Origin of the sequence: Castellaniella sp. (assembly GCF_049650445.1) — a bacterium.
Classification (GTDB): Bacteria; Pseudomonadota; Gammaproteobacteria; order Burkholderiales; family Burkholderiaceae_B; genus Castellaniella.
Genome location: NZ_JBASAD010000016.1, coordinates 198932 through 213517, shown reverse-complemented (window position 1 = coordinate 213517; position 14586 = coordinate 198932). Strand labels below are relative to the sequence as shown.

General features: G+C 64.8%; 13 protein-coding genes and 1 other RNA gene. 9 read left to right on the top strand and 5 right to left on the bottom strand.

What is annotated here, in order from left to right; genetic code table 11:
* Positions 1-32: 32 nt before the first annotated feature.
* The 3 genes from WA983_RS05455 (at position 33) to WA983_RS05445 (ending at position 3470) form a co-directional block, all read left to right on the top strand.
* Entirely contained in the window at positions 33-899 is an 867-nt protein-coding gene (locus WA983_RS05455; protein WP_424250093.1) for a branched-chain amino acid ABC transporter permease, read from the top strand.
* A 68-nt stretch (positions 900-967) separates the two neighbouring features.
* Positions 968-2779: an ABC transporter permease subunit gene (locus tag WA983_RS05450; RefSeq protein ID WP_424311712.1), complete on the top strand. Its 1812-nt coding sequence runs from the start codon at positions 968-970 to the stop codon at positions 2777-2779.
* Positions 2766-3470, top strand: coding sequence for an ABC transporter ATP-binding protein (locus tag WA983_RS05445; RefSeq protein ID WP_424250089.1), 705 nt, complete (start codon positions 2766-2768; stop codon positions 3468-3470). The genes WA983_RS05450 and WA983_RS05445 overlap by 14 nt, the downstream gene beginning before the upstream one ends.
* A 148-nt stretch (positions 3471-3618) precedes the next feature.
* On the opposite strand, the gene WA983_RS05440 is transcribed toward WA983_RS05445, so the two are convergent.
* Positions 3619-4494, bottom strand: a complete 876-nt coding sequence (locus WA983_RS05440; RefSeq protein ID WP_424250087.1) for a DMT family transporter — start codon at positions 4492-4494, stop codon at positions 3619-3621.
* 113 nt (positions 4495-4607) lie between these two features.
* On the opposite strand from WA983_RS05440, the gene ribA reads away from it, so the two are divergent.
* Together ribA and WA983_RS05430 are read left to right on the top strand one after the other, a co-directional pair.
* Positions 4608-5255 (top strand): GTP cyclohydrolase II, encoded by a 648-nt coding sequence (gene ribA / locus WA983_RS05435; RefSeq protein ID WP_424250085.1) that lies wholly within the window; start codon positions 4608-4610, stop codon positions 5253-5255.
* A 199-nt stretch (positions 5256-5454) separates the two neighbouring features.
* On the top strand, positions 5455-7617 hold the full coding sequence (locus WA983_RS05430; protein ID WP_424311711.1) for a putative bifunctional diguanylate cyclase/phosphodiesterase: 2163 nt from the start codon (positions 5455-5457) through the stop codon (positions 7615-7617).
* Positions 7618-7641: 24 nt separating this feature from the next.
* On the opposite strand, the gene WA983_RS05425 is transcribed toward WA983_RS05430, so the two are convergent.
* Complete coding sequence (locus WA983_RS05425) at positions 7642-9222, bottom strand: glycosyltransferase family 39 protein (RefSeq protein WP_424250081.1); 1581 nt, start codon at positions 9220-9222, stop codon at positions 7642-7644.
* A 171-nt stretch (positions 9223-9393) separates the two neighbouring features.
* Here WA983_RS05425 and lipA point away from each other — a divergent pair, with 171 nt between their 5' ends.
* Both lipA and WA983_RS05415 read left to right on the top strand, forming a co-directional pair.
* Positions 9394-10380: a lipoyl synthase gene (lipA, locus tag WA983_RS05420; protein WP_424250080.1), complete on the top strand. Its 987-nt coding sequence runs from the start codon at positions 9394-9396 to the stop codon at positions 10378-10380.
* A gap of 56 nt (positions 10381-10436) precedes the next feature.
* Positions 10437-11300 carry a pirin family protein gene (locus WA983_RS05415; protein WP_424311710.1) on the top strand — a complete coding sequence of 288 codons (864 nt, stop codon included), beginning with the start codon at positions 10437-10439 and terminating at the stop codon, positions 11298-11300.
* 121 nt (positions 11301-11421) lie between these two features.
* Here the strand turns inward: WA983_RS05415 and WA983_RS05410 are convergent, their stop codons facing one another.
* From WA983_RS05410 to WA983_RS05400, 3 genes are all read right to left on the bottom strand, one after another.
* On the bottom strand, positions 11422-11736 hold the full coding sequence (locus WA983_RS05410; RefSeq protein WP_424250076.1) for a hypothetical protein: 315 nt from the start codon (positions 11734-11736) through the stop codon (positions 11422-11424).
* A 221-nt stretch (positions 11737-11957) separates the two neighbouring features.
* On the bottom strand, positions 11958-12629 hold the full coding sequence (locus WA983_RS05405) for a dienelactone hydrolase family protein (protein ID WP_424311709.1): 672 nt from the start codon (positions 12627-12629) through the stop codon (positions 11958-11960).
* An 80-nt stretch (positions 12630-12709) separates the two neighbouring features.
* Complete coding sequence (locus WA983_RS05400) at positions 12710-13576, bottom strand: zinc-dependent peptidase (protein WP_424311708.1); 867 nt, start codon at positions 13574-13576, stop codon at positions 12710-12712.
* 112 nt (positions 13577-13688) lie between these two features.
* Here WA983_RS05400 and ssrA point away from each other — a divergent pair.
* Positions 13689-14053, top strand: a transfer-messenger RNA (tmRNA) gene (ssrA, locus tag WA983_RS05395).
* A gap of 65 nt (positions 14054-14118) precedes the next feature.
* On the top strand, positions 14119-14505 hold the full coding sequence (locus tag WA983_RS05390) for a hypothetical protein (RefSeq protein ID WP_424250828.1): 387 nt from the start codon (positions 14119-14121) through the stop codon (positions 14503-14505).
* Positions 14506-14586: the final 81 nt, after the last annotated feature.

Below are 14586 nucleotides of genomic sequence, written 5' to 3'. Positions count from 1 at the left end.
CACTGTCCGGGACTTGAAGGAGGTACCCGAGCATGTCATTGTTTCTCTCGCAATTATTCAATGGGCTGACGACCGGTTTGTTGTTGGCGTTGATCAGTACCGGCCTGACCATCATTTACGGCACGCTCGGTGTCATCAATTTTGCTCACGGCGCGCTGTTCGTCGTGGGGGGGTATGCGGGCTATACGGTCTACGACCTGACGGGGTCGTTCGTGCTGGCCCTGGCCGGCGGGGCCGCCGTGGCGCTGGCCTGCGGTCTGGTCATAGAGCGCGGCCTGATGCGCAAGTTCTACAGCCGTCCGCCCGAAGACCAGATCCTGGTCACGTTCGGCCTGAGCATCATTCTGATCGAAATCATCCGCGGCATTTACGGCGGCGTCAGTCTGTCGGTCTCACCGCCTGAATGGGGCATGGGGATCGCCAAGATCGGTTCGCTCATTTATCCGATGTACCGGCTGGAAACGCTCGCCATTGCGGCAGTGACCCTGCTGGTGCTGTATTTCATCCTGTATCGCACCAGCCTGGGTCTGGTGGTGCGCGCGGGCATCGAAGATGCGCAGATGGTCGATGCCCTGGGCATCAACATCAAGCGGGCCTTCCTGGTGGTGTTCGGCCTGGGCACCATGGCGGCCGGGTTTGCCGGGGTGGTCAATTCGCCCATCGTGGCGCTGACGCCTGACATGGGCTTTCGCTACCTGGTCGAATCCTTCGTGGTGGTGGTGATCGGCGGCGTGGGATCTTTCCCGGGCGCCATCGTGGGCGGCATCATCGCCGGAGAAATTCTCAGCCTCACGGCCATGGTGAATCCTCAGTATTCCGATGTGATGCTGTTCGTCGCCATGGCACTGGTGCTGGTGTTCCGTCCGCAAGGTCTCATGGGTCAGGAGGGTCGGGAATGAGTTCATCTCAATCAACGATGGCCGAAGCCGCTGGTTCGGCCCGGTCTGTCAAACAGGGAGGGGGAGGCATGATCATGCGTGGACGGCTGCCCGAAATGTGGGTAGGACTCGGCCTGATCCTGGCGCCTTTCATCTTGCCGGCCATCGGCATGAGCCCCGATTTGCTGACCCGGATCCTGATCCTCGGCCTGTTCGGCCTGGGTTTCGATCTGCTGTTCGGCTACACCGGACTGTTGTCCTTCGGCCAGGCGGCTTTTTTTGGCACGGGCGGATTCGTCACGGCCTATCTGCTGACCGACGGGGTCGTGCCCAACATGCTGCTGGCGCTGGCCATCGGCACGGTCGCGGCCGCCGTCATGGGCTTGCTCATCGGTTATCTCACCTTGCGGCGCACGGGCATTTACTTTGCCATGAGCACCTTGGCCTTCGGCGAGATGTTCTTCTTCATGGAAAACTCGGTCTTCAAGGAGTACACCGGGGGGGAAAACGGGATCGCGGGCGTGCCGTCGCCTGAAATCGCGCTGGGCTTCATCAACATCAAGATCGGCAGCGGCTGGCCCATGTACTGGTTCGTGGCGCTGGTGTTCTTCGTCGGCTATCTCATCGCCCGTCGCATCGTGCGCTCGCCGTTCGGCGCCGTGCTCAAAGCCATCCAGGGCAATCCCAAGCGCGCGACCGCACTGGGCCATTCGATCCAGTCGTACAAGCTCATGGTCTTCGTCGTGGCGGCTGCCTACGGCGGTCTGGCGGGCGGCTTGCTGGGGTTGTTCCAGTCCTACATGCCACCCGATGCCTTCTCGCTGGATACCTCGGCGCAACTGGTGATCCAGACCGTGATGGGCGGGGCCGGCACGCTGCTGGGGCCGCTGCTGGGTGCGACCATCTGGCTCTACCTGTACGATGGTCTGCAGCAGGTGGGCAGTCTGGGACCCTACTGGAAACTGATCCTGGGGGTGGTCTTCGTCGTGCTGGTGACGGTGTTTCGCCGTGGTGTGGCCGGTGCCATCATCCAGCTCTGGCAACGGACGCGCAAGCTGCCTGCGGGCATCGATGCCGACGCCAGCAGCAAAGTGGCCAGTGAGCTGGATATCGTGCCTCCTCTGGCGACGACCCGGCCCGGCGCGCCGGTGCTGGAGGCGCGAGGCGTCAGCAAGCATTACGGCGGCCTGAAGGCCAACTCGGATATCGACTTCACCCTGCGTGAAGGCGAACTCCATGGCGTGATCGGCCCCAACGGCGCCGGCAAGTCCACCTTCTTCGCGATGCTGGCGGGCGAATTGCCGACGACCACGGGTCAGGTCTTCTTCCGAGGCCAGGAAATCACCGGCATCGGCGTGACCTCGGTCTGCCAGTTGGGCATGAGCAAGAGCTACCAGATCAACCAGCTCTTCGAACACCTGACCGTGCGCCAGAACATGATGATTCCGGTGCTGGCGCGGTTGCGCGGGCGCTATCGCAGCGATCTGCTGAGCAGCCTGCATTCCGATCACCTGGATTCCCAGGTCAACGCGGCCATCGCGCTGGTGGATCTCAGCCATCATGCCGACACGCAGGTCTCGGAAATGTCCTACGGCGAAAAGCGCCGTCTGGAGATCGGTCTGGCGCTGGCCACGGGCGCCAACGTGCTGCTGTTCGACGAGCCGCTGGCGGGCCTCGGACCCGAGGAGCGCGTTCTGGTGGTGGCGCTGCTCAAGTCGATCCGCCAGGGCCGCAGCATGGTGATCGTCGAGCACGATATGGACGCCATGTTCGAGCTGGCCGAGCGCATCACGGTGCTGTACGAAGGCCGCAAACTGACCGAAGGCACGCCGGACGAAATCCGCAGGGATCCGTCGGTCCAGGCCGCCTACCTTGGAGGGATGGACGATGAGTCTGCTTGAAATCGACAAGATCAACAGCTATTACGGTGACTCGCACATCCTGTTCGACGTCTCGATGCGGATCGAGGAACACGAGGTCGTGGCCCTGCTGGGGCGCAATGGGGCCGGCAAGAGCACCACGATGAAATCCCTGATGGGCATGGTCGAGGTCAAGTCCGGCACCATCCGCCACAGAGGCGTGGAAATCCAGCATCTGCCGCCCTACGGCCGCGCGGCGCTGGGCATCCAGTTGGTGCCTGAGGAACGCCGCGTGTTCGGCTCGATCTCGGTGCAGGAAAACCTGCAGTTGGCGGCCATGACGGCGCCCAAACCGCGCACCCTGGACGAGATCTACGCGACCTTCCCGCGCCTGGCCGAACGCAAGCGCAACCGGGGCAAGCAGTTGTCCGGGGGCGAGCAGCAGATGCTGGCGATCGCGCGGGCCATGATACGCAACGCCGACATCATCCTGCTGGACGAGCCCTTCGAAGGGCTGGCCCCGCTGATCGTGCGCGATCTGATGTCCGTATGCCGCCAGTTGGCGGACGCGGGCCAGACGATCGTGATCGTGGAACAGAACGTGCGTGCCGCGCTGTCGCTGGCCGACCGCGCCTACATCGTCAACAACGGCCATGTGGTGTACGAGGGTACGCCCAAGGACCTGCACGAAAACGGTGAGATCATCGAACGCTATCTCGGCGTCAAGGCCTGACCTGATTCGTGCCCGGTCTGCCGGGCGATTCCCGGGATGAGGTCGGACATGAAATGATCCCTGCGGATCATTTCATGCCTAGCGAATCGGAGCGGCATGCAGGCCGCGACGTGGGCGAAGACCGAAATCCCGGGTTTTTTTGCGCTGTTTACTTGGCCGCCCGCCGCGCGAACACCAGCACATTGCCCAGGATGACGAGCGCCAGTCCTGCGACGGCATAGGGCGTCCATCGATACCCTTCGGCCACCGAGGAAATGCTCAGTGCCACCACCGGGAACAGCACCGTGCAGTAGGCCGTGCGCACCGGGCCGATGCGGCCCACCAGGGTCAGGTAGGCGGTGAAGCCCACGACGGAACCGAAAACCGCCAGGTACAGCAGCGCCCCCACATAGGCTGGCGAAGGGTCGAAATCGAAGGGCTGGCCCGTCAGCAGGCAGCCCGCCAGCAGGATCAGCGATCCATACAGCATGCTGTAGGCATTGCCCGTCAGCGGGCCGATGCCGGCGCGCTGCTGGGCCGACGACAGCATGTTGCCGGTGGAAAAGCACAGCGTGCCCAGCAGCGCCAGGCCCAGGCCCAGCAGGGTTTCCAGCGTGGCGGCCTGGCCTGCCAGTTCGGGCCAGAACAGCAGCGCCAGGCCGGCCAGGCCAAAGGCGCCGCCCAGCATGACGCGTGGCGTGATGCGGGTGCCGAACCACAGGCGTGCATTGAGTGCGTTCCACAGGGTGGCTGCGGAGAAAACCACCGACACCAGGCCGCTGGAAATCCACTGTGTGGCGCTGTAGAAACACAGGAAGTTCAGGCAGAACAGACACAGGCCCTGGCCCAGGCACAGCAGGTGGCCGCGCCGGTCCAGCCGCTGCAGGCGGCCCAGCATGATCAAGGCGCCCAGCAGAATCGCCGAGGCCAGTCCGAAGCGGTAGAAGATCGACACCGGAATGGCGACGATGCCCAGTTGCAGTTTGATGGCGATCCAGGTGGTGCCCCAGATCAGTACGGTCAGCAGATACAGGAATGCGTTCATGGCGGCGGTCGTGTCGTTGGATGTCGCGGGGTCCCGGCAAGCGGTGTAGTTTAAGGCGCGCGGCCGGGGTGTTAATCTATAGCCCGTTTCATTCCCTCCATGACGCATTCTCCATGTCCACCCCCTCCGGTTCCGCGCCTGTCGCGGATGGCGGCATCCTGCAGTATGTCGCTTCCAGCCAGTTGCCCATGCCCTGGGCCGTCTTCCGGATTCACGCTTTTGCCGAGCCCGCCACGGGCAAGGAACACGTGGCCCTGACGCTGGGCGAGCCGTTCGGAGACGAGCCCGTGCTGGCGCGCATCCATTCCGAATGCCTGACGGGCGACGCTCTGTTCAGCCAGCGCTGCGATTGCGGCGCCCAACTGGAGGCCGCTCTGCAGCGCATTGCGGAGGAGGGCCGGGGCATCATCATGTACCTGCGCCAGGAGGGCCGGGGCATCGGTTTGCTGAACAAGATCCGTGCCTATCAGTTGCAGGACGAGGGTGCCGACACGGTCGAAGCCAATGAACGTCTGGGCTTTCCCGCCGACCTGCGCCGCTACGACCTGTGCCGCCCCATGCTGGATCATTTCGGCATTCGCAGCGTGCGGCTGATGACCAACAACCCGCGCAAGGAGCGCGTGCTGGCGGATCTGGGCATCACGGTCGCCGAGCGCATACCGTTGCAGGTCAACCGCAATCCCTACAACGAGCAATATCTGCGCACCAAGGCGCGCAAGCTGGGACATCGGTTCAAGGAATACTTCGGCGAAGCTCCCTGATCGCCGCCGGCCCGGCCAGAGGCGGCCTTCCTGGCCCGTAAAACCATGCCGGGCGGATGGAGTGGCCTGCGCGCGCGGCAGGTCTCATGGATAATACCCATGGTGACCAAGGTTACCGATGTGTTAAAAATCGAAAAGTCGCAGGTTTTTCAGCGGACTTTATTGTGACGACTGACGCACATCCACTCCTGCTCGTGTGATGTTTCCCCTGCTCAAATCTCCCATCCCTCTCTATATCCAGGAACCCGGTCCGGACGTCGATGTATTGCTATCGTCCGATCACACCGACCGTTCCCACATCCTGGCCCTGATCCGGCTGGGAGACTACTCGCAGGATGCCTTCCTGGCGACGGACACGCACGGCGCCATCGTCTACATGAACCGCAGCGCCGAGCGCCTGTTCGGCTACCGCAGGGGCACGGCCATCGGACTCGGCGTCGAGGCCCTGCTGCCCGATGTGGGCGACATCAATCAGCGGCTGCGCCAGTCCGGCACGCGCAATACCCTGCCGTGGCGCGGTCCGGGCCTGGACCGGCAGCGCCAGCCCCTGATGCTGGCGGGCGCCGCCACGCACATCCCGTCGCCTACTGGCCACAGCCACTTGTACGTCATGCGCCTGCGCCGGCCGGGCCTGCCCGACATCGACCGCCAGGCTGAACTGGCCTCGCTGGTCTACCGCAGCACCAGCGAGGGCATGCTGGTGCTGGACCCCAAGGGCTTCATCCTGGACGTCAACCCGGCGTTCGTGAAACTGCGGGGACGTCCTGAATCCGAAGTCATCGGCCGCCACGTCCGCTGCCTGAATTCTCCCTGCCACGACCGCGAGTTCTACCGGACCATGTGGCGCACGGTGATGGAAACCGGCAGTTGGCAGGGCGAACACTGGGGCCAGCACGCCAATGGCGAGCTTTACCCTGAATGGCTCAGCATCAACACGTCCTATGGCGCGGATGACGAGGTCCATCGCCGGGTGATGATCTTTTCCAATATCGCCGAGATCAAGCAGGCCGAGGCCATCATCTGGAAGCAGGCCAACTTCGACCGCCTGACCGATCTGCCCAACCGGCAGATGTTTCACGATCGCCTGGAACAGAGCATCCGTAAATCCCGGCGCACCGGCAGCCGCACGGGGTTGCTGTTCCTGGACCTGGACCGCTTCAAGGAAATCAACGATACCCTGGGTCACGCCATGGGCGACGAACTGCTGAAGGAAGCCGCCCGGCGGCTTGGCGGCTGCGTGCGCCAGAGTGATACCGTGGCCCGGCTGGGCGGCGACGAATTCACGGTCCTTCTGGACGACATCCGCGAACCGCGTGATGTCGAACGCCTGACCCGCAACATCCTGCGCCGGCTGGCCGAGCCCTTCCGCCTGGGGGTCGAAACCGTCTTCATCTCCACCAGCATCGGCATCACTTTTTATCCGGATGACGCCGCCGACGCGGAAGCCCTGTTGAACAACGCCGACCAGGCCATGTACGCCGCCAAGGCCGAGGGTCGCAACCGCAGTTGCTATTTCACGCTGTCGATGCAGGAACAGGCCCAGACCCGCATGCGGCTGGTCAACGATCTGCATCTGGCGCTGGGCCAGAACCAGTTCTCGCTGGATTATCAGCCCATCGTCGATCTGAACAGCGGCCGCATCATCAAGGCCGAGACGCTGCTGCGCTGGCATCATCCGGTCCGGGGCCTGGTGTCGCCCAGCGAATTCATTCCCCTGGCCGAGGAAACCGGCATCATCCGCCCCATCGGGGACTGGGTCTTTTGCGAGGCCACCCGCCAGGTCGCCGAATGGCGTCGTCAGTACGGGCTGGACATGCAGGTCAGCGTCAATATTTCTCCGGCCCAGTTGCGCCACGAGGGCCTGGATCACGCCTTCTGGCGCAGCCACCTGGATACCCTGGGCCTGTCGCCGCGTCAGGTCATCATCGAAATCACCGAAGGCCTGTTGATCGATTCCGGCGACGAACGCATCCAGCGCCAGTTGGATGCCTTCCGCGATGCCGGCATGCAGGTCGCGCTGGACGACTTCGGCACCGGCTATTCTTCGCTGTCCTATCTGCGCAAGTTCAACATCGATTTTCTCAAGATCGACCAGTCCTTCGTGGCCAATCTCAGTTCGGATGGTCCTGACCTGGCCCTGTGCGAGGCGGTCATCCTGCTGGCGCACAAGCTGGGCCTGCGCGTAGTGGCCGAAGGCATCGAATCGCGCGAACAATACGCGCTGCTGGCCGCCGCCGGCTGTGATTACGGCCAGGGGTATCTGTTCGCCCGGCCGCTGGCGCCGATCGATTTCGAGCCGCTGCTGGCCAATGGCACCGACCTGCGCCCGGGTGCCCAGTCCGCCAGGCCCGCCGCTCACTAGCCCAGGCCTGATCAACCCCCAAGCCTAATCGCCCTTCAGGCAATCGGGCGTGGCGGGCAGCACCGCCCAGTGCAGATCGATCACTTTGCCCTTGGGGCCGGACCAGGGCACCGCATCTACGCCTTTCCAGGGCGCTGCGTCATATAAGGCCTGCACGGCCGGCGCCGGCGTGGCGCGTCCCCGTTCGCTGTAGGCGATCAGCGCGCCGCAGCGCAGGGCCGTCCCCGGAGCGAACCAGGGGGACTGCTCGTCGCTGGCGTCGATCCAGACCCGGGTGTCAGGGCCGACGTGCACGGCGATGTTGCCGCCCATCCAGGTATTCGAGACCACGACGCGCAGGGGCCGCCCGGGCTGGTGGTCTTGCCAGTGCCGCAGCGCCTGCGCGGCCAGTGCCGGCCCGGGGTAGGTGGAGCGAGAGGCGTGGCCCGTCATCTGCGCGATCGGGCCTCGGGCGGCGGCATAGCCGACGGCCATCAGGACATGCAGCGCGATCGTCAGGATCAGGACGCGTCGCAGTTGCACCGTCTCGGGGCCGCGCAGCCAGCCCAGTCCGTAGAAGCCGAACAGCACGAAGAAGGTGCTGCCCCAGGAAGCCTCCAGCCGCGAGCCCAGCACCACCGAGATCAGCACCGTGCTGAGAAAAGGCGCCAGGCCGACCCACAGCAGGAAGCGCCGGTCCTCAGGCGCCAGGTCGAACCAGTAGCGCGGGGCGGCGGCGGGCCCCGCGAACTGTTCGTCGTTGGCCGCGTGGCCGGGCGCGCGATCGCTTCGGCGCTTGCGCCACAGCGTCCAGGCGGCCAGCGCCAGCACCATGGGTGCCAGCCGTCCGGCCTGGTCCAGGGTGAAGTCCAGCAAGTCTTTCAGGGCGGCCAGCCGCCCGCCCGCAGCCAATGACGCGTCGGCGTAGCGCAGCGGTTCGAAGTCATGCTGATCCAGCCACCACAGGTGCGGGCCGAGCACGATCAGAAACGCCGCCGTTGCGACGGCGATGCCACGCCAGACGTCCGGGCGGCGCAGTGCGCCGCAGCGCAGCGCGTACAGGAAGAAGGCGGCGAACTGGATCAGGGCGCTGTATTTGGTCAGCATCGCCAGGCCGCCGACTGCGCCCAGCAGCGCCCAGTCGCGCATCCGGCCGCCTCGCAGCGCCCGGTGGAACAGCCAGATCGAGGCGGTGATCGACCAGAGCTGGGCCGTGTTGTGGTTGTAGATCGTGCCGCGCAGCGAGAAATAGGCGGTCACCGAAACCAGCAGCGTGGCGATCAGCGCCCGGTGCGGCGTGGTGATCTCGCGGCCCAGCTTCCACACGAACCACAGTCCCAGGGCCGAGAATATCTGCCCCATCAGGAAAGGCAGCCACACCGGACGGCCCAGCAGTTCCGTGGCCAGGTGCATGAACCAGGAGGGCAGAGGCGGATGCTTGGTGTAGCCCAGTTCCAGGCTGGCCGCCCAGACGAGTTCTTCCATGCCGTCCAGGTCGGGGGCGGTATGGCTGAGGGCGCACAGCGTCGTCCAGAGCGTGACCATGCCCAGCAGGCACAGCAGCACCAGGGCGGCGCCCGGCGGGCGGGCGAGCAGGGGGATCTTTGGGGGGGCGGCCGGCAGCATGGCGGGGAGTATACCGGGCGGTGCGGTGTCGCGAAATAGTCTGTATATCGATCGATGACCCCGTCGCCAGGTCGGGCGGGACGGTGTGCCCGGGGGCGCGTGGTACTATCCGCACAGGCGCTCGCCGGGGGTGACGAGTGCCCGTTTTCGACTATTTCCCGCAGGTTTTCCATGACGACCGAAGTCCCCATCATCCGCGCCCGTTCGGGAGCCAAATTCATCAGTCCGCAGGGCACCAAGGCCGTCAAGGACGGCATGCGCCCCAGCGACCTCACCGAGATCCCCGATTCCGCGCCCAAGCCGTCCTGGCTGCGGGTGCGCGTCCCGGCGGGGGCGCGATATCAGGAGGTCCGCGAGATCGTCCAGACGCACAAGCTGAACACGGTCTGCGCCGAATCCAAATGTCCCAACATCGCCGAATGCTGGGGGCGGGGCACGGCGACCCTGATGCTGATGGGTTCGGTCTGTACGCGGGCCTGCAAGTTCTGCGCCGTCAGCACCGGCAATCCCCATGGCTGGCTGGACCACGACGAACCCGCCAGCGTCGCCGACGCGGTGGCGCTGATGCAGCTTAAATACGTGGTGCTGACCTCGGTCGACCGCGATGACCTGATCGACGGCGGGGCGGGCCACTACGCCGCCTGTATCCGCGCCATTCACGAACGTTCGCCGCGGACGGCCGTCGAGGCCCTGACCCCCGATTTCAAGGGCGATCACGGTTGTGTGGAAAAGATCCTGGACGCCGGCCTGATCACCTTTGCCCAGAACGTCGAAACAGTCGAACGCCTGACGCACGTCGTGCGCGACGCCCGCGCCGGCTATCGCCAGACCCTGGACGTGCTGGCGCACGCCAAGGCCTACGCGCCGCACACCCTGACCAAGACCAGCATCATGCTGGGCCTGGGCGAGACCGACGACGAAATCGAGCAGGCGATGGACGACATCCGCGCCGCCAACGTCGATATCCTGACCTTCGGCCAATACATGCGGCCCACGGCCAATCACCTGCCGGTGCGCCGTTTCGTCACGCCCGACGAATTCCGCGCCTACCGTGATCTGGGTCTGTCCAAGGGCTTCCGCGAGGTCGTGTCCGGTGCGCTGGTGCGGTCCAGCTACCGCGCCGAACAGGTGCTGGAAAAGGACAACGTCGGGCTCTGAACCGCAGGCCCGCGGCGGGGGCGTCGGCTCCCGGCCGATCCCCCAAGGAGCCCATCATGACGCATCGAGCCGTCACCCGCATTCTGCCCGCCCAACCCGCCGAGGATGGCGCGGGCGTGCGCCTGCTGCGCGCCCTGGGACACCAGCGGCAGTTCCGCATGGACCCCTTCCTGATGCTGGACGCTTTCTCGTCCGACAACCCGGACGATTACATCGCCGGCTTTCCACCGCATCCGCATCGCGGCTTCGAGACGGTGACCTACATCGTCGACGGCCACATGCGCCATCGTGACCACCTGGGCAACGAGGGCGATCTGAAGGCCGGCGGCGTGCAGTGGATGACCGCCGGGCGCGGCATCATCCACGAAGAAATGCCCCAGCAGGAAAACGGCTTGCTGCGCGGTTTCCAGATCTGGCTGAACCTGCCGGCGGCCGACAAGATGCAGCCCGCGCATTACCGCGACATCCCGGCCGACTCGCTGGCCGTGGCCGAATTGCCCGAAGGCGGCTTCATCAAGCTGATCGCCGGCACCATTCCCTGGGCGACCTGTCCGTTGCAGGGACCGGGGCAGGCGAATCCCGCCACCCAGCCGCTGATCGCCGACATTCGCGTCATGGCGGGGCAGGCCGTGGACATTCCGGTCCCGGCCACGCATCAGGCGCTGGTGTACGTCTTCGAGGGCAGGCTGGACGCCGAGGGGCAGGCCGTCGAGGCCGGGCATACGGTCTGGTTCGGCGCGCAGGGCGAGACCCTGCATATTGCGCCGACGCAGGATGATGCCGATGCTGTGCGGGTGCTGCTGCTGGCCGGCAAGCCTCTGAACGAGCCTGTCGTCCAGTACGGCCCCTTCGTCATGAACACGACCGAGGAAATCGAGCAGGCCATGCGCGATTACCGGGACGGCGTGCTGACGCAGTAGGCGCGCGGCCAAGCCCGCTTTGGGTTCCGCTTTCAGTCGATAAAAAAAAGACGCGGCGGCGCATTGCTTGCGCGCGCCGCGTCCAGGAAGGGTCTCTCCGGAAGCGGGACGAGGCTGGGGCTTAATCGTCCCAGTCGTGGCCTCTGTGATGTTTCATATATTTCTTCCACTGTTTGCGCTGGTGGCGCTCGTAGCGTTCCCGGTCCCTCCAGCCCTGGCGATAGTAGCCGGGGCCGGGTCCATAAACAGGCTCGGGCACCACGACGACGCGCGGGCGGTAATAGTGAGGCGGCGGAGGCGGATAGTAGGCGGGCCCGCCCCAGACGACGCCGGGGATGCCGATGGAAATGCCGACGTCCACGTCGCCCGCATGAGCAGTCGGTCCCGCCATCAATATGCCAGCGAGCAGGCCTGCCGCAACGATGCTTTTTTTCATGTGACTGTCCTGTGGATCGAGGGACCCCATTGTGGCCCGTGCAGGCGGCTGGATTGTGAATACTCCGGGGACAGACGCTTCAAAAAGCTACGGATGGGCGGCTTTCATTGCGTGACAGGAACAACTACACACGTTTGTTGCTCATCGCGCGCGTGATCGGCTCTGGCGCGCCGGGCTGGGTGTATCGAAAAAGCCACGGTATCGGCCAGTGGTTTTCGTCGTCAGAGGCGGGGATCAGCGAAAAACGCCAGCGTTCGCTCCCAGGCCAGGGCCGCCGAAGCCGGGTGGTAGGCTGTCGTGCCTTCGCGGCCGAACGCATGGCCGGCCTCTGGATAGACGTGGATCGGCAGGCCGGGTTGCGCCGCCTGGATGGCCTGCACGTCCGACATCGGGATTGATCCGTCCTGTCCGCCAAAGTGCATCTGTACCGGGATGCGGGGCGTGTCGTGGCAATGGCGCACAATGCCCCCGCCGTACCAGCAGGACGCGGCGGCAAAGGTGTCGCTCAGGCAGGCCGCGCGCCAGGACAGATAGCCGCCCCAGCAGTAGCCGGTCACCAGACAGGCCGACTGGCCGCCGAGCGCGGCGGCCGCCGCCTCGATGTCCAGCAGGGCGTCTTCGTCGCTGATCGTCTTGCGCAGGGCCAGGCCCTGGTCGCGGCCCATGGGGTCGTAGCCCAGTTGCAGGCCGGGTTCGCTGCCTGCCGCCCGATCGAACAGGGACGGGCAGATCACCCGATAGCCCCGCGCCGCGAAGCGGTCCGCCATCTGGCGAATGTGCGCGTTGATGCCGAAAATTTCCGGCAGCACGACGATGCCGGTCCGGGCGTCTTCGGGGCCGCACAGATAGGCGGTGAACGTATGGCCGTCGGCGGCCGCGAGGGTGATGTCCATGTTCGGAGTCCTTATGGTGGTGGGGCAGCCAGCCGTCCTGTCTGGGCCCGGCGTGCGTTCTGTCGTCCCGGCCTGTCGCGTCAGGGGCGGACGGGGCGCTGGGTGCTGGCGGCTTCCAGGCGATGCAGGGGATCCTGCCGATAATACTGCACCAGCAACTGATACCAGTCCGGCCAGGCCGCCGCCATCGCCCAGGGGTCGATGAAAAAGCTTTCCGAACTGACCGCGAAAAATTCCGCCGGGTCCTGCGCCGCGTAGGGGTCCAGCGGCAGTTCCGCGTACCACCCGGCGGCTTCGTCGGATTCCGGATCCACGTCGGGCGGGATGAGCGCATCGACCTCGTCCACCCAGGCGCTGAAATCGTCAAAGGTCCGGTCCAGGACCTCGCGCCAGTGGCGTGGGCTCAGATCCCGATGCGCGCGCAGCCCCGGCATGCCGTCCGCACCGCCGTCGCGCTGGTCGAGCTTGTGGGCGAATTCGTGGATCACCACGTTCGCCTGGGTGTCCGTCCCGGCGCGCGCGTCTTCCCAGGACAGGATCACCGGACCGCCTTCCCAGGACTCGCCGGACGTTTCCTGCTCGTATTCGTGGACCACGCCCGCCTCATCGGTCTCGGCGCGCTGTACCAGGAAACCGCCCGGGTAGACCACGATCTGCGTCCAGCCCCGGTACAGCGAGGTGTCCAGCCCCAGGACCGGCAAGGCGGCCTGAATTGCGATCGAGCGGCACATGTCCGGCGTCACCCGCAGGCCATGGGCTCCATGGAAGGATTTGTTCGCCAGAATCCAGGCCGTGTGCCGGCGCAGGGTTTCGGTTTCCTGGGCGTCCAGGCCGAGCAGGAAGGGGTGTTGCGCCAGCAGGGGCATCCAGACCCGCGTGTCCAGCGATTCCAGGGCCTGGTCCAGTTCCCGGTCCCGGGCATCGCGTCCCGTCAGCCAGCGCAGCATGGCGAAATCCTGGCTGAAGCGACCGGCGGTGTGGCGCGTGTGTGGCGTAACGTCCTCATGGCCCCCGATTGTAATTTCATTATCTGAAAAATGCCGGTACAATGAGAGGCATGGGGTCGATTTGGCTTCGACGTGGGTCACAAAACAGGATAGTGCATACCGAGCACCAGTACGCTCGTAAATCCACTGGAAAACTACAAACGCCAACGACGAGCGTTTCGCTCTGGCCGCTTAAGCGGTGAGCCGCTGCACCGACTGGTCCCTGGGTCGGGTGGGGTCAAACCCACAGCAGCGTCATCTACAGGGAATCGGGTTCGATCAGGTCGCTGGGTCGGGTCTTAAATCAGTGCGAATCGCCAAGGAAGGGCCTGTCGTCCGGCATGATCCAAGGTTAAAACTCAAAATAGGCCGACTAAGTATGTAGAGCTACCTGCGGAGGGCTTGCGGACGGGGGTTCAATTCCCCCCGACTCCACCAGTCACCTGAAACCCTCTGGTTTTCCAGAGGGTTTTCTTTTTCCAGGTTCGGTTTTGGAAACCTCCATGCCTAAGCCACCTCCTATTTTCGAGCCCAAAGCCCGCGTTCGGCGCCAAAACTCGCTCATCTGGGTTTTCGACCGGTTCGAGTTCGATCCGGGCTATCTTCGTTCGCGCATGTTCGGGTGCGAGACGGCGTATATGGACGGCATGCTGTGTCTGGGTGTCGTTGATCGCGGCGACGAGCCATGGAATGGGCTGCTGGTCTGTACCTCGCACGAGCGTCAAGCCGGCCTGTTGGAGGAAATGCCCGCGCTGCGGCCGCACAAGGTGCTGGGGAAATGGCTTTACATTTCGCAGAACGACCCGGCGTTCGAAGAGGCGGCGGAACGGTTGGCCGAATTGGTGCTGGCCCGCGACGCGCGCGTAGGCGTCGAGCCCAAGAGAGGTTGATTGTTCGTACAGAAGGCAACGATGAACTGACAAAGCGCGTCAACCAGGCGTTGTGCCAGATCAGCAGGGAGGGTGCACTCA

What these genes read in the sequence shown, in the direction of transcription:
- WA983_RS05455 (WP_424250093.1), top strand. Translation starts at nt 33, where the DNA reads ATGTCATTGTTTCTCTCGCAATTATTCAATGGGCTGACGACCGGTTTG.
- WA983_RS05450 (WP_424311712.1), top strand. Translation starts at nt 968, where the DNA reads ATGATCATGCGTGGACGGCTGCCCGAAATGTGGGTAGGACTCGGCCTG.
- WA983_RS05445 (WP_424250089.1), top strand. Translation starts at nt 2,766, where the DNA reads ATGAGTCTGCTTGAAATCGACAAGATCAACAGCTATTACGGTGACTCG.
- WA983_RS05440 (WP_424250087.1), bottom strand. Translation starts at nt 4,494, where the DNA reads ATGAACGCATTCCTGTATCTGCTGACCGTACTGATCTGGGGCACCACC.
- ribA (WP_424250085.1), top strand. Translation starts at nt 4,608, where the DNA reads ATGTCCACCCCCTCCGGTTCCGCGCCTGTCGCGGATGGCGGCATCCTG.
- WA983_RS05430 (WP_424311711.1), top strand. Translation starts at nt 5,455, where the DNA reads ATGTTTCCCCTGCTCAAATCTCCCATCCCTCTCTATATCCAGGAACCC.
- WA983_RS05425 (WP_424250081.1), bottom strand. Translation starts at nt 9,222, where the DNA reads ATGCTGCCGGCCGCCCCCCCAAAGATCCCCCTGCTCGCCCGCCCGCCG.
- lipA (WP_424250080.1), top strand. Translation starts at nt 9,394, where the DNA reads ATGACGACCGAAGTCCCCATCATCCGCGCCCGTTCGGGAGCCAAATTC.
- WA983_RS05415 (WP_424311710.1), top strand. Translation starts at nt 10,437, where the DNA reads ATGACGCATCGAGCCGTCACCCGCATTCTGCCCGCCCAACCCGCCGAG.
- WA983_RS05410 (WP_424250076.1), bottom strand. Translation starts at nt 11,736, where the DNA reads ATGAAAAAAAGCATCGTTGCGGCAGGCCTGCTCGCTGGCATATTGATG.
- WA983_RS05405 (WP_424311709.1), bottom strand. Translation starts at nt 12,629, where the DNA reads ATGGACATCACCCTCGCGGCCGCCGACGGCCATACGTTCACCGCCTAT.
- WA983_RS05400 (WP_424311708.1), bottom strand. Translation starts at nt 13,576, where the DNA reads ATGCTGCGCTGGCTGACGGGACGCGATGCCCGGGACCGGGAACTGGAC.
- WA983_RS05390 (WP_424250828.1), top strand. Translation starts at nt 14,119, where the DNA reads ATGCCTAAGCCACCTCCTATTTTCGAGCCCAAAGCCCGCGTTCGGCGC.